Below are 21054 nucleotides of genomic sequence, written 5' to 3' on the forward strand. Positions count from 1 at the left end.
GCGCATTGTCGACGACGGATACGAGGACGCAGCGGTGAAGGTGCTCAGCATCGTCGGGGCTAGGCCACAGTTCGTGAAACTGGCGCCGGTCGCGGCGGCCTTCGCTCGGACCGTGCACGAGCATGTGATCGTGCACACCGGCCAGCACTACGACGTGAACCTGTCCGAAGTCTTCTTCTCCGGCCTCGGCATTCCCGAGGCGGACGTGCATCTCGGTGTCGGTTCCGGAAGCCACGGCGTTCAGACCGGAGCCGTGCTCAGTGCACTCGACCCCGTTCTCGACGCGCACCGTCCGGACTGGGTGCTGGTGTACGGCGACACCAACTCCACCGTCGCGGGTGCGCTGTCCGCGGTCAAACAACATCTCCGGGTGGCTCATCTGGAGGCCGGTCTGCGCTCGTTCAACCGCCGGATGCCGGAGGAGCACAACCGGGTGCTGACCGATCACGCGGCCGATCTGCTGCTCGCCCCGTCGACCGAGGCGATGGGGCATCTGGCCGCCGAGGGACTGTCATCCAGGGCCGTGCTGGTCGGCGATGTGATGGTCGACGTGTGCCTGCAGGTGCGCGACCGGGTGCTCGCCGGGAGCGAGGTGCCGCCCGACCTGCCGGCGGGTGTCAACCCAGCCGAGCCCTACCTGGTGGCCACGCTGCACCGCCCGGACAATACCGACGACCCGCACCGGCTGGAGGCTCTGCTGGCCGCACTGGCAGCCCTGCCCGTACAGGTGATCCTGTTGGCCCACCCGAGGCTGGTGGCCCGCGCGGCCGAGAACGGGATCCGGCTCGAGCGCGGCTCGATCCGGGTGGGCCGACCGCTGCCGTACGCCGGTCTGGTCGCGGCCGTCCTCGGCTCCGCGGGTGTCGTCACCGACTCGGGCGGGTTGCAGAAGGAGTCGCTGCTGTTGCGGCGTCCGTGCACCACCCTCCGCCCGGAGACGGAGTGGGTCGAGACGTTGGCGGGCGGCTGGAACACGCTGGTGCCCGACCCTCGCCGACTGACGGAGGTCGAGTGGTCCGAGCTGGCCACCCGTCGGGCGCCGGACTCCGATCCCGGTGCACCGTACGGACGCGGTGACGCGGCGGAACAGGTCGCCGCCCTGCTGGAGCAGCGCCTCGAAGCCGGGACAACCGCCTGATGACCGGCCGCCCACACCTGATCTTCCTGGCCATCGGGTTCCCACCGGCAGCGAAGAGCTCCACCTACCGCCTGCGCGAGATCGCGAACCAGTTCTGCGGCCTGGGCTGGGATGTCACCGTGGTCAACATCGCCAAGGACTCCTGGAAGCGGGACTACGGCCTCGACCACAGCCTGAGCAGTGGCGTCGACCGGCGGATCAAGGTGGTCGAGCTGCCGCTGGTCCGAAAGGATCTCGAGACCGACATCCGTACCTACAGCAAGAAGCGGGCCCTGGACCCATGGGGCTGGCAGCGCGACAACTTGGTGCGCACCCAGAAGGACTTCCCCGAGCCGCACTACGGCAGCTGGAAGCGCCCCCTGATCAAGGCCGTGGAGGCCATCCACAGTGAGCACCCCGCAGACCTGTTGCTGGCCAGCTGCGTACCGTACGTGCTGCTGTCGGTGGCCCGCCACATGTTCGAGCGCCATGGCGTCCCCTATAGCGTGGACTTCCGCGACGGCTGGTCCATCGACGTCGTCGAGGGCGTCGAGGCGTTCGACCGCCACTCGCGCCAGGGACGGCTGGAGCAGACCATCCTGGCGGACGCACTGGCGCTGTGGGTGGTCAACGAGCCGATCGCCATGCACTACCGCAGGCGCTACCCCGAGATCGCCGACCGCGTTCACGTCGTCCGCAACGGCTTCGACCCCGAGAGCCAGCCGCCCTCGCCCCGTCAACAGCCGCCCCAGGGTGCGCCGCTCACCTTCGGCTATCTCGGCTCGGTCAACTTCCGCTCCGACGTGCTGCGCGAGGTGCTCCAGGGGTGGAGGCTGGCGCGCGAAAGCGACCCGCTACTCGCCGACGCCCGGTTCGAGCTGCGCGGCCACGTTGGCGCCGGGGCCAACCGCGAGGCTAACGGCATCACCGAGGCGCTCGGAGCAGCGGCGGCGGACGGGGTCAGCTTCGGCGGAGCGGTGTCGAAGGGCGACGTGCCGGCCCTCTACGACCGTTGGGACGTCCTCATACTGATGCTCATCGGCGGCCGTTACGTGACCAGCGGGAAGGTGTACGAGTACATGGCCACCGGCCTGCCGATCGTGTCAGCCCATGCTGCCGAACACGACGCCTCGACCGTGCTGCAGCGCTACCCGCTGTGGACGGGCGCCGAAGGGGTCGAGGTCGAGACGATGGCGAGGCTCATCCGGTCCGCTGCCCAACTGGCACGACAGGCGTCCGCGGCGGATCGCCAGGCCGCGCGTGCCTGTGCGGCGCAGTTCGACCGGGCAGCCATGATGGCTCCTGCCGTCCAGGACCTGGCCGCGCTTGCGCTGTCCCGCAAGAGGGCGACCGGGAGTACCGGAGACGGACACCGGAAGGCGGGCGCATGAAGGAGGTGCTGCTGATCGCCGCCTACACACCGGGTCGGATCGCCGTGGCGGAGGCCGTACGGCGTCTGCACGAGGCCGGAGCGACGGTTTACCTCGCCGGTATGACCGATGTCGAGTCAACGCATGCCGACCTGGGGCTGGACGGGCTGCGCTCCCTTCGCCTGCCGGCCGAGGGCTACGGCGCCGCTTTCTTCCGGACGGCGCGACGCGGCATCTTCGCCGAGGAGATCTGGGCCCACGTGCAGCGTGATCCCTGGGTCAGGAAGCACGCCAGGCGCGCCCAGGTGCTGGTGGCCCTGCACAACCCAGCGGTCTACTCGGTCTGGCGGTTGGCCCAGCAGTATCCCCGAGCCGAGGCGAGGTTCGGGTTGACGCCGGCAGTCGAGGCGGTGCTGGAGCGGAACGCCCGCAGCACCGCTGCGGCGGCCACCGAGTGGGTCCGGCGCAGCCCAAGGCCGGCCCAGGTCACGTCCGGTGCCCGCGCCGGTGCGAGACGAAGCGCCAGGACAGTCGTCCGCCGGGCCGCCACCGTCAGTCGGGCGGTGGCCGGAGCTCGACTGCCGATGTGGCGCCGGCTGCTGCTGTCGCCGCGACTCTCCGAGCGGGCCCGGGCCGAACTCGCCGTCGAGGTCATCTCCGGCCTGCAGCAGACCACTGAAGGCAGGGACCTCGACATCCTGACGGCAGCCGTCGTGGACAGCCTGCGTACGCCGCGGGCTCGGGCGGATCTGCTGGGTGGCCTGGTGATGGCCGCCATTGCTGCCGGGGCCCAGCCGCGCGACGTCGTCGCCGGTTACGCGGCCGAGCTGCGCTATGCCGACAGCCTGTTGGCGAAGAAGGACACGGTGGGAGCGACCGACTCGCTGCTGTTGGCGCTGCGCATGGCGTTCCACCGCGCCGTCCACCTCGACTCGACGTTGTCCCCACTGGCGGCCGATCCGGCAGGTTTCACCGCACCACTGCGGGAGAGCACGACCTTTCGCGCCGTCACTGCCCAGTCCGGACGCGAGCAGCAGGCGGCCGGGCCGCCGACCGACCGGCCGTTGCGGTTGCTGATCGCCACCAATGGCAACACCAACTTCATCGGCGAGCTGCAGGCGCTGCTGGCGGCTCATCCCAACGCCGAGCTGCGGATCATCGACCCGACCGACGTCGGCCGGGCGAAGACCCTCTCCTCCGACCCGCGCCGGATGGTCGAGCCGATCCTCTCCGGTAGTCGCCGCGCGGTCAACATCGCCGAACGCGAGATCCGGCCGCATCTCGACTGGGCCGACGTGCTCTTCGTCGACTGGTGCACCTCATTCGCACGGCTGCTGACTTTGGTCGACCCGGGAACCACCCGCGTGATGGTCCGCCTGCACAGCTACGAGGCGTTCACCATGTGGCCGGTCCTGCTGGACCTGTCCAGGATCGACGACCTGATCTTCGTCAGCGAGCACGTCAGGGATCTGACGGTGGCTCAACTGCCGGCGCTGACGTCGGCCCAGCGACCTGCCATCCATGTCATTCCGAACGCGATGGACCTCAAACGGGTCATCCGCCCCAAGACCGCCGACGCCCGTTTCACGATCGCGATGATCGGCTTCCAGGTCGTGGCGAAGGATGTTCGCTGGGCTGTGCAGGTGCTCCGGTTGGTGCGGGCCCAGGACGCGCGCTACCGGTTGCTCCTGATCGGAAGCGACTTCCAGACGACCCACTCGCCCGCGGCGGCGGCGTACGGTGCCGCCTTCCAGCAGGATCTGGACGAGTTGGAGCCGATCGGGGCTATCACCCGCTTCGGGCACGCCGATGACGTCGGCGAGCCGCTTGCCGAGGCTGGCACGATCCTCTGCTCGTCGGTGCGTGAGGGGTCACCGGTCGGACTGCTGGAGGCGGCCGCCAGCGGGGCCGTCCCGGTCGTCCGAGACTGGCCGTTCTTCGCCGCAATGCCGCATGGGCCGCGAACGCTCTATCCTCCCGACTGGGTGGTCGACACGCCTGAGCAGGCTGCCGATCGGATCCTGTCCGTGACTGCGGACGAAGATCGTTGGCAGCAGGAGTCCGGCCGCAGCTCCGCGGAGGTCCTCAGGCGTTGGGACCTGAGCGTCGTCGACGACGACTACGAGAGGCTGATCTTTGGCTGATCCAGTCGCTGCTGCCGGTCCGGCAGATGACAGTGCGTGCGATGTGCCCGACGTGAGGGTGCCCGACGTGAGGGTGCCCGACGTGAGTGTCATCGTGCCGGTCTACAACACGATGCCCTATCTGACCGCCTGCCTGGATTCGCTGGTCGCCCAGTCGATCGGACGCGACCGGCTGCAGATCGTGGCGGTCGACGACGGGTCGACCGACGGCAGCGGCGACGAGCTCGACCGGTTCGCCCGGGCATACCCCGACGTCTTCACGGTCATCCACCAGCCCAACTCCGGTGGCCCGGCTCAACCGTGCAACCGCGGCTTGGACGTGGCGTCCGGCCGGTTCCTCTTCTTCATCGGCGCAGACGACTATCTGGGACCCGAGGCGCTGGAGCGGCTCGTGGCCAGGGCCGACGAGTGGGACTCCGACGTCGTGATCGGCCGAATGGAGGGCGTCGGCGGCCGGGTGGTCGACCAGAAGCTCTTCACCGCCAATGCCCCCGACATCAACTTTCTCGACCATCCCCTGGCCAACTCCCTGTCCAACACGAAACTCTTCCGGAGCTCCCTCATCCGTCAGCACCGGATCCGCTACGCCCTGGACCTCAAGGTGGGGAGTGACCAGCCCTTTGTCGTCGAAGCCATGACCCGGGCGCGACGCGTCTCCGTCCTTGCGGACTACACCTGCTACTACGCGGTTCGACGAGGCGACTCCACGAACATCACCTATTCATCCTCGTGGCAGTCCCGGCTTCACGACCTCGGTGCGGTGGTGAACCACATCGCCTCGGTGGTGGAGCCCGGACCGGTTCGAGATGCCATCCTGAAGCGGCACTTCCTGCTCGATCTGGGCAAGCTGATCAGGGTCGACCTCCCTACCCTGCCGCCCGAGGACCAGCGGGCACTGGCGGCCGGCTTCGCCAAGCTGGCCGACAGCTACCTGACCGACGGCATCAGCCGAGCCCTGTGGGCCTCGGCGCGGCTCCGACTCCGGCTGGCCCAGGCGGGCGAGCTCGAGTCGCTGCATCGCGTCCTCCGCTTCCAGGCCGAGGCGGCGCGCCCTCCGATGGTCCTCGACGGGGATCGGGTGTACTCCTGGTTCCCGGGGTTTCGGGACCCCCGCACCTCCTACCCGGACGAATGGTACGAAATGACAGCAGAGGGCACCTGGGACAGGTTGGTGCGCGGCGTGGTGATCAGTGATGTGCGGCTGGGCCGCGCGCACCTCGAAGTGAGCGGACAGGTCGGCGTCAGCCCGGACAGTGCGAAGAATGTCCGGCTCGCGCTGCTGCGACTGGGCCCCGAGGAGGTGCCGCCTCCGAACCGGCGGTTGATCTCCACCGACGTGCCGGCGGCGACGGAGTCTGCCGTCGAGCTGATCCCGCTCGACTACGGTGGCCCGTCAGGCTTGATCGCCGCAGTGCCGTTCCGGCAGCTGTTGCCGAGAGACACCGACGGGAAGGGGGCCCATCCGACCGACCCAGCCAGATGGTCGCTCCGTCTACGCGTCGATGTCGGTCGCTGGACCTACGATCTCCCCCTGCAGCTCAGCCGGGTAATGCAAACCGTCACCTGGCGTCAAGGTCTGCAGCGTCACCGGATCACCCTCTGGTCCAGCGACAGGGACGGCGTCGTCACAGCCGTCGAGCGTCTCCATGCCAGATCGAGCGCACGGGCCCGGTGACTACCGTGCCGGCGAACGGCAGTCGTAGCCGGCCGAACCGAAGGCCGGTGCGCTCGGCGATGACCCATGCCGGGTCCGCCACGGCGGCGAACACGTCGCAGAGCGGATAGAGCCGATCGTCGTGGTCGAGGAAGTCGACATACTCACCCCGGGCCATCTCGAGCTCGATGTTGCGCGGTCGGCTCGCCCAGCTCGAGTTGGGGATCGTCGTCACCCGGAGGTGCGGCCTGGTCTCGTCGATGGTGTGCAGCTGATGACGCGATCGAGCCTATTCCCGGGGCAGTAGGTAGGACGATCAGGCTGACCTTGATCCTCCGGGTTCCGTTGCAGCACGAGACTGCGGGCCGAAGAACGCCTCCACCAGCCGGGCCGCCGCCGCGCCGTCGTTCCAGGCGTTGAACCGGGCGTTGAACTCCTGGTAGGCCAGCCGATACTCGTCCTGGACACCTGCGAGGTTCTGCAGCGAGGAGACGACCTCGGCGGAGGTGGCGACCTTGGGCCCCGGCGCCGAGTCGGAGTAGTCGAACAGGAACCCCCGGCCGCCGCCGGCGTAGCTGTCGAGATCGGGGACGAGGAAGATCATCGGCTTGCCGCAGAGCGCGAAGTCGAACCGGATCGACGAGTAGTCGAACACCCCGGCATCGGCGGCCAGGATGAGGTCGTTCACCTCGGGGTAGTCGGTGACGTCGACCAGCCTGGCCTCGGCAGCGCTCGCCGCTGCCCGCCTGCTGTGGAAGCGGTGTCCCCGGAGCAGCAGGACGAAGTCGCTGCCCAGCTCCGCTGTGGCGAGGTCCAGGTCGAAGTGGGTGGGCAGCGGCGCCGCCTCGTAGCCGGTGGCGATGTCATCTCGCCATGTGGGGGCGTACAGCACCACCGTCTGGTGCGGCGCGATTCCCAGCGACCGCCTGGTCCGAGCCCGGATGTGCTCCCTGTGCGCTGACCGCAGGATGTCGTTGCGCGGATAACCCTGCTCGAACAGCGGGCCCTCGTAGCGGTATTCGCGACGGTAGTGTGCGCTCATCTCCGGAGTCGGAGTGACGGCCAGGTCCCAGGTCTCGCAGGTCCGGTTACGTTCGGCCTCGATCCGGCGCGGTGAGAAGTTCTTCGCTCGCCAGAGTGTCAGCCCCATGGCCTTCGAGGGATAGCCGTGGAAGGTCTGCAGGAACCGCTGGCCAGGCTTCTTGGCGAACCACCGATCGAAGTCGACGTTATTGACCAGATAGCCGACCGAGGCGAGCTTGTCGTACCACTCCGGACTCTTGATCACGAGCGGGATGGCACCCTCCGGAAGCAGCGTCGCGTGGTCCGCGACGCCCCAATAGAGCTTCACGTCGGTGCCTCGGCGGCGCAGTTCCTCGTGCAGCGCGAGCTGGGTGTCGGTTGCCACCCGCCCGTCGTAGGACTGGAGATAGACGGCGCGGTGGTCGATAGCGGGCAGCGCTCGCGCATACCTACGCTGCAGTTGGAGCTGACCGACGGGGCTGAGCGTATGGTCGTCGAGTGGGGCACTCAGGACCAGCTCGACCGCGCGGCCCCGGGTTGCCACGACCTGGCAGCGCACGGTCGTCGAGCAGTGGTCGACCGGAAGCTCGCCGAGCAGCTCTTCTCCGGCCCAGGCGGGTACCGCGACGTCCGAGGACCCCCCGCGTGCCACCAGCGCATAGCGCCTACCGGGCAGCAGCGCCTCCCCCCGTCCCCAACGATCGAGTCGCAGCCCGAAGGTGACGCGCAGGCCGCCATCGCTTTCCTGCACAGTGCCGGTCACGCTGACGTCATCGGAGCGCAGTTCCACCACAGCAGTGGACGGCGGCCTGCCCAGCCAGCGTCCTTCCACGGTCAGAGCGGTCTCGTTCACCGTGACTGCATCCACCAGCAAGCATGCCGAGGCCTCCTCCACAGCCAGGTTGCCGGCAGCGGTCCGGACCGCTGCCACCGACGCGTCCGGACCGGACTTGCGCTGCCCGGTGACCACCTCTTCCGGCCAGCCGACCGGCACCTCCGCGCCCTCGTCGGTGACGGCGCGCACCGTCCAGCTGCCGCCGGAATCGGCTGGTGGCTCGGGCAGCGTTAACGAGAACCCGCGATCCGTCCCGGTCGATGACAGCAGCACGTCCACCTCGAGCGGCTTGTTGCGCGCCACCAGCCGACGCAACCGGGTCGCAGGACCTGCAGTGACGGCCCCCACAACGGTGCGCCCGTCGACCCTCACCTGGACGAGCTGCGCCGGCGTGCTGCCGACCTCGATCCGAAAGCCCGATCGACGCTCCGCTTTGGGCCACAGCCGGGTTCCGCGGTGAACGCAGGCACTCAGTTGCGCTGCGGAGCCCTGCGGGTCGACCCGAGTCAGGCCACCGGTCCGGACCAGCCCGGCGACCGTCAGCTCGAAATCGACAACCCAGGTGCCGGCCCTGGCGGTCAGCCGGTCGGCCTCGATCTCAAAGCTGAACACATGGCGTCGGTGGTCCTGGAACCGGTCCGCCGCCCACAGATTGATAGCGGGGTCACATCGCGGCTCGGCCACGACCTCGACGAGATCGTCTGCCCCCGGACTCTGCGCGGCTGGACTGTGGGGGGCTGGACTGCGCAGGCGTACCCGCAGGGTAGTGGGCAGGTCAGCGGCCTCGACCCGTCGGATGAACGCCCACACCTCGCATTCCAGCACCGGGCCCCGCCAACTGGCCCGGCGCAGCGAGACCACCAGTGGCGTCTCGGACGGCGCCATCTCGAAGCAGCCCATCGGCAAGGACTGCGAGTCAGACGCCTCTGTGCCCACCTGCCAGGGCAGGTCATCACGTCCCTGCTCGAAGAACGGCAGCCGGGCGAGCACAGAGCCGTCCGACACCGTGGTCTCCACCTGCGGCTTGACGTACCAGCGGCTGACCAGGAACTCCACCAGGTCTGCGCGGCGATCCTGCCGCACGAGCCACAGCTTGATCTTGCTCTCCGCCCTGATCCGGGACCAGTCCGAGGCATCGACCTGACCGCTCAGCTCACCCACCACCGTCCGCAGCGAGGACCACTGGCCGGCGGTCGCCACCTCCGCATCGTCGATGAATGGCAGCAGTCCGCCGTCCAGCAGAGCCAGCCGCCAGGCACGGGCCGCCGCGGTGCCGTTCGGACCGGTCAGCAGCTGCTGGGCGGCGTGGTAGTCGCGCAGCCAGTCGTCCAGCCGAGCGAACTGGGGCCGGATCCAGCCGAACGGCTTGCCTTCCGCCCGTTCCTGCTGGGTGTAAACCGGGTCCGCGACCAGGTCGAAGCTGCCGTTCAGGTAGGCCTTGATCATCGGTGTCATCGCGTCCGGCTCGGCCTTCGGCTCAAAGCTGAGCCGCTGACTGGACCAGAACTTCCGGCGGAACACCCGGTTGCCGACGAAGGTGTCGGAGACCACACTGGGCCGATCGGCGAGCCGGAACCCGGTCCCGGCCTCGGACTCGAAGTCGATGCTGCTGGGGCTGACCGGCCCGCGCCGCACAACCAGGCGCCCCACGGCGAGGTCCGAGCCGGACCTGATCAAGCTGCGCACCAACTGAAGGTGTCCCCTGGCCGGGATGACGTCACAGCCGCGAACGAAGGCGATGAAGGTCCCCTGAGCCCGGGCGGCGCCGGCGTTGCGCGCAGTTGCGGCGTCCTCGAACGTGTCGTCGAGCACCACGATCCGGTTATCCAGCTGGGCCTGGGCCAGAGCCAGGCTGCGCACGCTGCTGCTGGCTCCGTGCAGCACCACCAGAATTTCGCGATCAGCAGGTTCGTGGCCGAGCAGCTGGCTGAGACAATCGCTGAAGAACGGGCCGAACCCGTCGTAGGCGTCGACGACCACCGACAGCTTCGGTTTCCGGCTCGCGACCTTCCGGGGCTTGGTGGTGGCCGTCGAAGCGACCCGGCGACGGATCGCTGCCAGTCGATGGCGAAGCGCCCGGCGGACGCGCGTGCTCCACATCAGCTGTCACCAAAGACCGCGTCCACCACGCGGGCCGCGGCATGGCCGTCGTCGCGCGGGTTGAACCGGGTGCGCCACGCCGCGTACCTGTCGGCGTAGTCCTCCGCCACCCGGTCGAGGCTCTGCAGCGACTCAGCGACCAGCTCGGGCGAGGTGAGCAGCGGGCCGGGTGCCGAGGCAGCCAGGTCGAAGTACATCCCGCGCCGCCGGTCCCGGTAGTCGTCGAGGTCGGGCACGTAGAAGAGCAGCGGCTTTCCGGTGACCGAATAGTCGAACATGATCGAGGAATAGTCGGTGATGGTCACGTCGGCGGCCAGGAAGAGGTCGTTGATCAGGGGATAGCTGGTGACGTCGATCAGGCCGGAACCGGTCCTGCGCGGCGCGTTGCGCAGGGTGTTGGTGTGCCCTCGCAGCAGGAACACGTAGTCCGGGCCGAGCCTCTCGCGCAGAGCCTCCAGATCGAGATAGCCGACCACGCTCGCGTCTCCGTCGCGCCAGGTGGGCGCGTACAGGACGGCCTTCTGGTCGGGTGCGATCTGCAACCTCTGCCGAATGGCGGCCACCTGGTCGGCGCTCGCCCCGACCAGGGAGTCGTTGCGTGGGTAGCCGACCTCCAGCATGGTGCCGGCGTACAGATACGCACGCCTGAACGTCTCGGCACTGTAGGTGTTCTGGGCGATCATGTAGCTCCATCGAGCCGACATCGTGCTGATCGACTTCACCGCACCGACCTTGGCCTGATGGAGCGGACGGTCATAACCGAGCAGCTTCAGCGGCGTGCCGTGCCAGGTCTGCACCACGACCTGGTCGTCGCGCCGGCGGAGCGGCCCCGGCGTGCCACAGTTGTGCACGAAGTACGACGCCCGAGCGAGCAGCTCCCACCACTCCCGGCTACGGAGCAGCACCGGTATGGCGCTTTCGGGCAGCTGCACCGAGTAGTCGCTCACGGCCCAGTACAGGGCCCGGTCCGACCCCCGCCGACGCAGCTCGTCGTGAATCGCCCGGGGGCTGTCGGTCGCGCTCCGGCCGTAGAAGCTCTCGAAGTAGACCGAGCCGTCCGGCACCACCGAGGTGCGGGCATACTCGCGCTGCAGGACCGCCTGGGCATGCTCGCCGAGCTCGTCCGGCCGCAGTGGCGGGCTGACCACGATCATCGGAGCATCCTGGTCGCTGCGGATCAGCGTGGCCACCACCCGATCCGTCGTGAGCTTCACGGGCAGACGCTCGATGACCGGCTCGGACAGGACGACCGGCACCTCCTCGTCGCCAAGCCAGGCTCGAAGCTGGTAGGTCCCCTGCATCAGTGGTGCTGGCCGGCCGCCCCACTGGCTGACGACCAGCGGGACGCTGGTCTCGAAGACGTCCCCGTCCATCTGCAGGCGGCTGGCGAAAACGCCCTGGGTGCCGTGGAGCTCGAGCCGAAGATCGGCCGGATCCACCACTCGGTCAGTGCCGCGAGCGGTGAATGAGCCAGTGATCTCGACGTCGGGCTCCGGCTCGCCCATCATGGCGACGTCGGTGATCAGCAGCCGGGTGGCCTCGTCAAGGCGGCCCGTCGAGTCAACCTCGTCCGCCGCCACAGCCTCTACGTGGAGGCCATCCTCCTCGGTCCAGGTCGGCAGCAGCCGGTTTCCGGAGATCTCGGCCGACGGCAGCAGCCGGCCGGCCGAGCCGGTCATGACCCGGCCGTTGAAGGCCACGGTCGATGCCCGGCCCTCCGAGGTGAGGCTGCAGCGCAGCCGCCACGGCCCCCCGGTCGACGGGCTCGCCAGCGATGCCAGGTCCAGCACTGCGGTGAATCCAGCGCCACTGTGGTCGGTCTTCGCGTCTTTGGCCACGACGTTGACCTCCGGGTCGACGTGGGCACGGGTACTGGCCCCGATTCTCCGACCCCCGGCCCGCTGCTCCATCCAGATCGTCAGCTCGGGCCGGGACGTCTCGGTCGCCTCGACACCCTTCGCCCAGACCCACCCGGTCAGCTGCAGCGTGCTCGGACCCAGCCAACGGCAGGTGGCGAGAGTGGCCTGCACCGGCGGCATGGCCGAGGGTTCGGCGGACGCCGGGGCAGCGACGTTGCGCCGGTCGGGCGCGAAGCGCTGCCACCCGGCCTCGAGCAGCGCTACCCGCCGGATCCCGCGTCTCACCCTGCGCTTCAGCCGGGTCCGGACCGACACCGGCGCCTTCCGGTCGGACCCGTTCCTGGCTGCCGTCTTCTTGGCTGGCGCCTTCTTGCCTGGCGCCTTCTTGCCGGCTGCCTGCGGAGGGCGAGCCTGGCCGGAGAGCTGCTCGGACAGCCGTGCGATGGCCAGGTTCGGACCCACCGCGGCAAGCTTCTCCACATCGGCCAGCACCCGCATCGGCAGGTCCCCGGCTCGGAGACCGCACGCCCGGGTCAGGTGGATCTTGTGCAGGGCCGTCAGAAAGTCGCTGTAGTAGTCGAGCGTGTAGTGGACGTAGAACGGTCCCCACGGATGGCCGTCGAAGGTGGGGTACTCCCGTCGGGTGAGGTCGATGACGTCGAAGCCGGTCGAGTTGACCGCGTAGTCGTCCAAGGTGGCCCACAGCGCGTTCGCCAACGGGACGTTCAGCTTGGAGATCTTCCGGTGCTGCTGCAGGTCCACCGTCTCTGACTGACCGGGGAGCTGGAGACTGCCGGTGTTACGGCCCCGGTGCACGATGACGGCCGTCTGGGGCAGATTCTCCCTCAGATAGCCGACCAACCGGTCGAACGAGGCCTTCCACAGCTCCAGGTAGGCCTCTGGGTCGCTCTGCAGCTTGAGCTCGGCCAGCTGGTCGGTGGCCTTGAGCTCGCGGTGGAACCCTGTCTGCCAAAGCTTCCACCGGTTGTTGGTGATGTAGCGGCCGTCCGGAAGCTGCAGGCAGCCGAAGTGGATGTCGGCGAAGAAATCCAGGATCAGATAGTCCGGGGCCAGGTCGACGACCTTGGCCAGGAACTCCTTGTTCAGGTCGGTCCGGACATTCCACTGGTCGTAGGCCGTCATCCCTCCGTACTGGTCGTCGCCGAGGGTCATCGGCTCCGACATCAGGCTGATGATTGAGGTCTGGTTCTGAATCAGCGGGCAGACGTAGAAATCCTTGTACCGTGGGTTGAACCGGCTGTTGAAACTGTCTCGCGTAATGCAGCTGCCCAGCACCGCGATCCTGGCAGGTTCCTCCGTCGTCACGGTCGACAACCTACCCGGTGGTCAGCAGCCCGAGCACATCCACTAGCCGACGTGCCGCACCGGAGAAGCGGGTCCCAGGCGTCCCCGGGCGTAAGATGGCTCGGGTTTTGTCAAGGGTCCATGGTCCCAAAAGAGCCGTGGACGACGATCGAGAACTGAGGAGCAGTCCCTACCCGATGAATGCGCGACGAACGCTACGACGCCTGGCCCGGTCAGTCGCCGCACGGACACCACGGCGGCTGTTCCAGTTGCTTCCGCCCGTCGCCGCCCGCAGGGTCAGGGTCTGGATGTCACCAGGTCGGCTGGTGGAGGCCAAGCGGCCGGTGCTCAGCGTGATCATCCCCGTCTACAACGTCGACGCCTACCTGGCCGAGTGCCTGACGAGCGTTCTCGGCCAGTCGTTGCGCAACCTCGAGGTGCTGATCGTGGACGACGGGTCGACGGACCGTTGCCCCGAGATCATCGCCGCCTTCGCAGCCGCCGATCCGCGGGTACGGACCTTCCAGCAGGACAATGCCGGCCAGGGTCCGGCCCGGAACCTCGCTGTACGCCACGCTCAGGGGCGTTTCCTGACGTTCGTCGACGCGGACGACATCATCCCGCCCGGCACCTATCAATACATGGTGAACTCGCTCAAGAAGAGTGGGTCGGACTTCTCGGTGGGATCGGTGCGACGGATCAAGAACGGTCGGCTGAGCCAGCCGGCCTGGAACGTGCCCGTCCATCTCCGCGACCGGATCGGCATCACCATCGACGAGTTTCCCACTGCTCTGCAGGACGTGATCGCCTGCAACCGGATGTTCCGGCGGAAGTTCTGGATCGACAAGATCGGCGACTACCGCGGCGGGATCGTCTACGAGGACCACGTCCCGATGGTCACCGCGTACGTGCGTGCGACCTCCTTCGACATCCTGGCCCGGGTCACCTACCACTGGCGGATGCGCGAGGACATGACCTCCACCGGCCAGCAGAAGCACGCCTTGTCAAACCTTCGGGACCGGGTCGAGGTGAAGGGTGAGGCACTCGAGATCCTGCAGCGGGAAGCTTCGCCGACCGTGCGGGCCGCCTGGGTCGGTCGGGTCCTCGACACCGACTTCCCACCGTTCATCGAACATGCCCTGGTCGCCCAAGAGGAGTACCGGGATCTTCTGCGGGATGCGTTCGCGCGCTACCGTGCCCTGGCCGATGCGGAGGCGATGTCGCATGTGCGGCTGCGGCAGAAGGTTACCGGCTACCTGGCCTCGCTGGGCGCCTGGGACAAGGTCGAGACCTGCGAGCGGTTCTTCCGGGAAGGGGGCTCGCCGCCGCCGACGGTCCACGCCGACGGCAGGATCTTGGCGACGGATGAGCTGTCGGCCTTCCTCGGCCTCGAGCTGCCCAGCGACGTCTGTGAGCTGGGCGCCCAGGAGACCGCCCTGCAGACCTGCCTCCGTCAGGCGGAGTGGGTCGACGCAGGCACCCTCAGGCTGACCGGCTGGTCCTACATCAAGTCGATCGACTTCGAGGGACGGACTCCGCTGACCGAGGTCTGGCTGCTGGACCTTGCCACCGGTGAGCGCATCGATCTGCCGGTCGAGCTGTTCATCGACCCCGACGCGACCCGCTGGTCCGGACAGCGGCACGCCAACTGCGACAGTACGTGCTTCCGGGTCAGGTTGGACACCGCCCACCTGGTGCGACCTGACACGGAGGAGCGCAACTGGCAGCTCCGCTTCCGTGTGGCGCTGGACGACATCGTGCGTGAGGGAACGGTGCACCAGTCCGTGGTCGGCTCCTCCGCCTCGCCGTCCGGTCTGTCCGCCTACCCGATCGGCCGTGAGGGCTTGCAGGCGGTGCCACGCTTCGACCCGGCTGCCGGGTTTGTGCTGACCCTCCGCCCGCCGACGGTGGTCGCCACCGAGCTGGCCACGACAGCCCCCGGTCGGGTGGTGCACGGCCGGCTGCGGACCGGTGTCGATCGGCAGTTCACGCCGATGACGGTGCGTGCCACGGAGCTCACCAGCAAGGTGCAGGTCGAGGCTCCGCTGGGCAAGCAGCCCGACGGCAGCTATGCCTTCTCGCTCACCCTGCCCGGCCCCGGCGACCCGGCGGGCGTGGTGCCGTCCGAGTGGGACCTGCGCGTCCTCAGCGACCGCGGCGCCGCTCGTTTCCTCGAATGGCCCACCGACGTCGATGATGGTCGCCTCGCCCTCCAGGGCGAGTTGGAGGGCTTCTGGCAGCGGCTGCCGCGAGGGTTCGTCCGACTGTGCACCGAGACACCTCACCTGCTGGTCACCGAGGCCACCGCGTCGGACGACGAGTTCCGCTTCATCGTCGACGTCGGCACGTCCGAGATCGACCCTACGCGGGTCGTCCTGCGCAGCTCCACCGTGCAGGTGCCGCTGACTGACCAGCAGCGCGACCCCGATGGACGGCTGGTCTGGCGGTTCGCCAACACCGCATCCCTGTTCGGACTGTCGCCGCAGCCGTTGGCGACCGGCAGTCTCTGGCTGGAGCTCTCCGACACCGAGGGCAGACATCACCGCTTCGCCTGGGGCCAGGAGGTGCAGCAGACGCTACCCCTCGACGTGTCGACGACCGTCCATCAGGTGCGGTTCTCCACCAATGCTCAGAACCAGGTGCGGGTCCAACTCGCCGCTCCGCTGGACTCTGCCGAGCGTGGCAACTGGGCCGAGACGCGGCTGCGCAAGTGGTACAGCACCTTCGACGTCGAGCCCGAGGACAGCGTGCTGTTCCAGTGCTATCGCGGGGAGACTGCGACCGACAGCCAACGCGCGCTGCACGATGCGCTGCGCGCTCATGACAGCGACCTGACCCTCTACTGGGGCGTGGCCGACTACGCCACCCGGGTGCCCGACGGTGGCGTGCCGCTGCTGATCGGCTCCCGGCGCTGGTTCGAGAAGCTGGCCGCCTCGACCTACCTCTGCAACAACATCGACTTCGACCCGTTCTTCCGCAAGCGTCCCCATCAGCGTTACCTTCAGACGTTCCACGGCTATCCCTTCAAGTCCATGGGCAAAACCTTCTGGACGGGCAAGGGGCTGTCTGAGGACCGGATCGCGTACGAGTGCGAGCGACGCAACCGTGACTGGGACGCCATCCTGGTCCCGAGTGAGTTCTGCGTCGACCTCTATCGCAAGGAGTACGAATACACCGGGCAGGTGCTCGTCACCGGCTATCCGCGCTCGGATGTTCTGCTGAGCGCGACCGCGGACGAGCTCCGGCTGCAAACCCGGGCGGGGCTCGGCATCGAGGAGTCCCAGACCGCCATCCTGTATGCCCCGACCTACCGCGACAGCTTGACCACCCGGACTTTTGCCGCCAGGCGGTTCGACCAGCTCGACCTCGACCAGCTCAGCGAGCGCATCGGCGAGGACCACGTCATCCTGGTCCGTGGGCACAACAACAACCAGCGGGAGCCCGACCGGGTGCATGGCCGGTCGCGGATCATCGACGTCACTGACTATCCCGAGATCAACGACCTCACCCTGGCCGCCGATGTGGCCTTGCTGGACTACTCGTCGCTCCGCTTCGACTGGGCGATCACCGGCAAGCCGATGCTGTTCTTCGTCCCGGATCTCGAGGACTACTTCATGCTGCGTCCGCCGCTCTTCCAGTACGAGCCGACAGCGCCGGGTCCGCTGCTCGGCAGCACGGCCGAGGTGGCCGAGGCGTTGGGTGACCTCGACCGTGTCGTGGCCGACTTCGCCGAGCCGCTGCGGAAGTTCAACCTCGAGTACAACCAGCTGCATGACGGACATGCCAGCGATCGGGTGCTGACCGAGTTCTTCGGCCGCTGACCGGCTGTCACCTCAGCGCGATTTGGCGACAGCCGCGGTCAGCGGGCCCAACAGGTAGGGCGCTAGCGTCCGCGAGTACGTCTTGGTGATATGGGAGCCGTCGAAGTAGACGATCACGCCTCCGATCACCGCCGGGCAGCTCTGCTCGTCACAGAAGTAACGAGTCAGGTCGACCGTACTCAGCCGGGAGCTGTGCAGCTCTTCTGCAGCCGCCACCATCGGGTCGCGCGGCACCCAGCGGTCGGGCCGACCATCGCAGGTGTGCATCTGGTCGGGGTTCTCGGCGAGGCAGTCCGGGATCGGCTTACCGGGGAACGGGTTGTCGTGGATGACGCTGACGTGGACTCCGGCTCGGTCGAGGGTGGACAGATAGTCGCGATAGCCGGCCTGCCACGCGCTCTGGCTCTTCTTGTTGGTGAGGCCGACCGCCGGATGTCCGTTCCGGTTGGAGGCGACGACCAGATCGAAGTGGCCCTTGATGATCTGTCGCTGGACAGACTTCGCCCACTTCAGGCAGCCGGCCTGTTTGGCGTCGGTATCCCACTGGACCGGGGTCGTACTGGGAGTGCATTCGGAGGCCAGGAAGGTGGTGATCTTCCAGTGCTTCTGCTTGGCGATCTCCTGCAGGGCCGGCAGCCAGTGTCCTGCGTGGGAGTTGCCCAGCAGGGCGATCGACACCTGTCCGTTCTTGTCGCCGAAGATGCACGACTTCGTCGTCCTGAACGGCGGGTAGACCCAGCAGTTGTCGCTGTACGCATCGGACTTGTCCTTCGCGGCGTCCGCCGGTGAGGGCAGGATGTCCGAGTAGGGCACCGGTTGGCAGGTCACCTTGGACGACCAGGCTGCGGCGCCGAAACAGGGGTTGTCGCCCGACAGTGCCTGCTCGAGCTCGGCCCTGGCCTGCTGCTGACGATGCTGGATCTCGACCACCTGCAGACCGGCGAGGACAAGGACGACACTCATCGCCACCGCGGCGAGCACGTAGGTTCTCCTGATGCCCGGCACCCGACGGCCGAACCGGAAGGCATCCTCGACGTAGCGCTTGGACAGGGTGCCGAGGACGAGGCTGGCAACAAGAATGGCGAACTTGTCGAGACGACCGAGATGACCGCCGCTGACGGCCGGCAGCAGCGCGATCAGCGGCCAGTGCCACAGGTAGACCGAGTAGGAGATGTCCCCCATCCACTGCACCGGTCGCAGCCTCAGGAGGCGGGTCGGCGACAGCCCCGCTGGCGCGGCTGCGGCGCCGATCACGGCCACCGTACCCAGCACCGGCAGCAACGCCTGCCAGCCCGGGAACGGCGTGGCGCCGGTGTAGGTCACCGCCGTCAGCGCCACCGCCGCCAGGCCCAGCCAGGCGAGCAGCGTCCAACGACCGCCTGCCCGCTCCCGCTCGGCGTCTCGCCCGAGCCTGGCCGCCGCCAGCCTCGTCATCACAGCGAGCAGTGCGCCGGCGCCGAGCTCCCACATCCTCGTCGGAGTGACGAAGTAGGCGCTGGCCGGCTCGGTGCTGGTCGCCTGGATGGAGTAGGCCAGGGATCCGCCGACGACAACGACCAGCCCGGCCAGCACCACCTTGAGGGTGGGCAAGCCTCGCCGGCGCGCCAGGCCGGCCAGCAGCAGGATCAGGATCGGCCAGAACAGATAGAACTGCTCCTCCACCGACAACGACCAGAAGTGCTGCACCGGGGAAGCGGCGTTCTCCGAGGCCAGGTAGTCCACGGAGGTCTGCGCCAGCCGCCAGTTCTCCCCGTACACGGTGGCGGCCATCACCTCGCGCGCGGTGTTGTCCCACTGCGTCTCGGGCGCGAACAGACGACTACCGATCAGGGTCGCGGCCAGCACCAGCAGTGCCGCCGGCAGCAGTCGCCGGATCCGCTTCGCCCAGAACCGGACCAGATCCGCGCCCCGGGTCGGCACCGAACCGACCAGATGCGAGGTAATCAGGAAACCCGAGATCACGAAGAAGACGTCGACGCCGATGAACCCACCGGTCAGCCGGTTCGGCCAGAGGTGGTACAGCAGGACCAGACTGACAGCGATGGCCCGGAGACCCTGGATGTCAGCTCGGAACCGGTCAGGCCTGCCCTGGTTCTGGGCCGGCTTACCTCGGACGGGGACGGACGCCAGTTCCGCAGTCGTACTCACAGGGCATGGTCCTTCGGTGTCAGTATCGGTCGTCCTCCCGAGCGGTCCCGTGACGCGGAGCAGACAGCCGCGCGCCGACAAACCTCAGCCATCCTACGATGTGCCACTCGCTTCCCCGCTGATGATGGAAAGATGACCGCATGGTCTCCAAGGTCGGCGTCATCGTCAGCTCCGATTTCCGCGGCGACTCCATGGTCAGGTTGGTGGAGTCCATGGACGCGCAGACGTTGCCCTACGCCGAGTTCCAGGTCGTCTTCGTGCCGGGCACCGACCAGGACCCCGCACTGATGGACCGGGTCGAACCGCTGACCCGGAACCGTCCCAACGTGCGATGCCACGCGACTGGCCCGCTGACTGCGACCGACCTCGACGCCGAGTACCTGCTGCTGCTGAGTCCGGAACGGCAGGGGCCGAACGTTCGGCTACTACCCGAGGCGCTGGAGCGCCTGTACGGACAGGGCGAACGCCACCAGGCTGACGCCGTGGTCGGCCGCTGCGGTGGTGCGGTAGGCGACGGCATATCCGGTGTGGTGTTCCTCGACGATCATGACAGTGCCGACGGCCTGTCCGCCGGCTCTGCAGCGACCTGGCCCTGTCTGCTGGTCCGTCGTTCGGTGTTGGTCGATCGCCAGCTGTCGCTGGGTGGTGCCCTCGAGATTCCTCCGGACGTGATCTCCGGGCGGGTTGCGGTGCTGGGCTCCTACCCGGCCCTGGTCGGTGTCGACCTGCCTGGCGCTGTCCCAGCTCCGGAACTCATCATCGCGCAACCGGGGCTGTCCTGGCAGTCCGGCGTCCTGACCATCAAGCTGTCGGCCCAGGCCCCCACCGAGGGTATCGGCGGCGAGGTCGCCTCGGCGCAGGTGCGCTGCTCAGTGCGTCAGCAGAGCACGGGACTCGAGTGGTGGCTGCCGACCGACGGCACGGTGGCGATGGCGGACGGTCAGCTCGAGGTCACCGCGACAGCTCGGGTCGATCCGTTGACGGCCGCGCTCGGGGCATCGCTGGAACCGGGTATCTGGGTCATCCGTCTCGGGGTCTACGGTCTCAACCACCTGCCTGATCTGACCGCCCCGGTCCCGATGGGCTCTGCCCCGGCAGCCGTCATCAACGGCACCCTGGTCGCTGTGGTGTCGGCAGATGGCAGTCTCGCCGTTGATGTGGGCTGCACGGGGTCGAGCCCTGTCGGGCGCGTGGACGCGCTGAATGCGAAGGTCGCGGAGACGGTAGCGGGCACGTTGTTGACGCTGGCTCTGCCTGCGGTGCATGTCGTGGGTCAGTCGGTGACAGCGGGCTCGATCCTGCTGGGCAAGTTCCGCCTTCCGGCGCGGCTGGTGTGCGATGGCTCCTCGGCCCGGGTGGAGAGCTTTGTCAGCGGGCTTGCGGGCAGCAGTCCGATCGCCACCCGGTTCGGCCCTTCAGGGGCAGCACAGACCGGACTCGCACTGAACATCCTTGCCACCGGTGGGATGACGCTGGAGAAGGTGCGTCCTCGCAAGGCCGCAGTCAGGCCGCGCCGACCTGCATCGACCAAGCTCAACCGGGCGGGGGCCCCCCGGGGGATCGTCGCTACCCTGCGTCGCAGAGTGCCGGCACCCTTGGAGCCGGCCGTACGAGCGCTGGCCCGCAACGAGATGGCCCGATCGCTCTATCGCCGGCTGACGCGGCGCTGACCGTTCAG

10 protein-coding genes are annotated in these 21054 nt (G+C 68.2%); 6 read left to right on the forward strand and 4 right to left on the reverse strand.

The window, feature by feature from the left end:
• Positions 1–34 precede the first annotated feature (34 nt).
• The 4 genes from wecB to JOE57_RS00565 all read left to right on the forward strand — a co-directional run bounded on the left by wecB (position 35) and on the right by JOE57_RS00565 (position 6306).
• Positions 35–1138: a non-hydrolyzing UDP-N-acetylglucosamine 2-epimerase gene (wecB, locus tag JOE57_RS00550; protein ID WP_204915908.1), complete on the forward strand. Its 1104-nt coding sequence runs from the start codon at positions 35–37 to the stop codon at positions 1136–1138.
• A complete protein-coding gene (locus JOE57_RS00555) occupies positions 1138–2508 on the forward strand; it encodes a glycosyltransferase (protein WP_204915909.1) in 1371 nt (456 codons plus the stop codon). Before wecB ends, JOE57_RS00555 begins: the two co-directional genes overlap by 1 nt.
• Positions 2505–4631 carry a glycosyltransferase gene (locus tag JOE57_RS00560; RefSeq protein ID WP_204915910.1) on the forward strand — a complete coding sequence of 709 codons (2127 nt, stop codon included), beginning with the start codon at positions 2505–2507 and terminating at the stop codon, positions 4629–4631. Before JOE57_RS00555 ends, JOE57_RS00560 begins: the two co-directional genes overlap by 4 nt.
• A gap of 82 nt (positions 4632–4713) precedes the next feature.
• A complete protein-coding gene (locus JOE57_RS00565; protein WP_204915911.1) occupies positions 4714–6306 on the forward strand; it encodes a glycosyltransferase in 1593 nt (530 codons plus the stop codon).
• Here JOE57_RS00565 and JOE57_RS00570 read toward each other — a convergent pair.
• The 3 genes from JOE57_RS00570 to JOE57_RS00580 all read right to left on the reverse strand — a co-directional run bounded on the left by JOE57_RS00570 (position 6257) and on the right by JOE57_RS00580 (position 13428).
• Positions 6257–6520 (reverse strand): hypothetical protein, encoded by a 264-nt coding sequence (locus JOE57_RS00570; protein WP_204915912.1) that lies wholly within the window; start codon positions 6518–6520, stop codon positions 6257–6259. The two genes, JOE57_RS00565 and JOE57_RS00570, sit on opposite strands and share 50 nt — an antisense overlap.
• Before the next feature lie 81 nt (positions 6521–6601).
• Positions 6602–10243 carry a bifunctional glycosyltransferase/CDP-glycerol:glycerophosphate glycerophosphotransferase gene (locus JOE57_RS00575; protein ID WP_204915913.1) on the reverse strand — a complete coding sequence of 1214 codons (3642 nt, stop codon included), beginning with the start codon at positions 10241–10243 and terminating at the stop codon, positions 6602–6604.
• Positions 10243–13428, reverse strand: a complete 3186-nt coding sequence (locus JOE57_RS00580; RefSeq protein ID WP_204915914.1) for a CDP-glycerol glycerophosphotransferase family protein — start codon at positions 13426–13428, stop codon at positions 10243–10245. Before JOE57_RS00580 ends, JOE57_RS00575 begins: the two co-directional genes overlap by 1 nt.
• A 287-nt stretch (positions 13429–13715) precedes the next feature.
• On the opposite strand from JOE57_RS00580, the gene JOE57_RS00585 reads away from it, so the two are divergent.
• On the forward strand, positions 13716–17228 hold the full coding sequence (locus JOE57_RS00585; RefSeq protein WP_204915915.1) for a bifunctional glycosyltransferase/CDP-glycerol:glycerophosphate glycerophosphotransferase: 3513 nt from the start codon (positions 13716–13718) through the stop codon (positions 17226–17228).
• Positions 17229–17240: 12 nt separating this feature from the next.
• On the opposite strand, the gene JOE57_RS00590 is transcribed toward JOE57_RS00585, so the two are convergent.
• Complete coding sequence (locus tag JOE57_RS00590) at positions 17241–19376, reverse strand: acyltransferase family protein (protein WP_204915916.1); 2136 nt, start codon at positions 19374–19376, stop codon at positions 17241–17243.
• A gap of 140 nt (positions 19377–19516) precedes the next feature.
• On the opposite strand from JOE57_RS00590, the gene JOE57_RS00595 reads away from it, so the two are divergent.
• Positions 19517–21046 carry a hypothetical protein gene (locus tag JOE57_RS00595; RefSeq protein WP_204915917.1) on the forward strand — a complete coding sequence of 510 codons (1530 nt, stop codon included), beginning with the start codon at positions 19517–19519 and terminating at the stop codon, positions 21044–21046.
• The last annotated feature ends 8 nt before the right edge of the window (positions 21047–21054 follow it).

Origin of the sequence: Microlunatus panaciterrae (assembly GCF_016907535.1) — a bacterium.
GTDB lineage: Bacteria > Actinomycetota > Actinomycetes > Propionibacteriales > Propionibacteriaceae > Microlunatus > Microlunatus panaciterrae.

Coding starts and splice junctions, on each gene's coding strand:
- JOE57_RS00560 (WP_204915910.1), top strand. CDS start 2,505: ATGAAGGAGGTGCTGCTGATCGCCGCCTACACACCGGGTCGGATCGCC.
- JOE57_RS00595 (WP_204915917.1), top strand. CDS start 19,517: ATGGTCTCCAAGGTCGGCGTCATCGTCAGCTCCGATTTCCGCGGCGAC.
- JOE57_RS00575 (WP_204915913.1), bottom strand. CDS start 10,243: ATGTGGAGCACGCGCGTCCGCCGGGCGCTTCGCCATCGACTGGCAGCG.
- JOE57_RS00555 (WP_204915909.1), top strand. CDS start 1,138: ATGACCGGCCGCCCACACCTGATCTTCCTGGCCATCGGGTTCCCACCG.
- JOE57_RS00585 (WP_204915915.1), top strand. CDS start 13,716: ATGTCACCAGGTCGGCTGGTGGAGGCCAAGCGGCCGGTGCTCAGCGTG.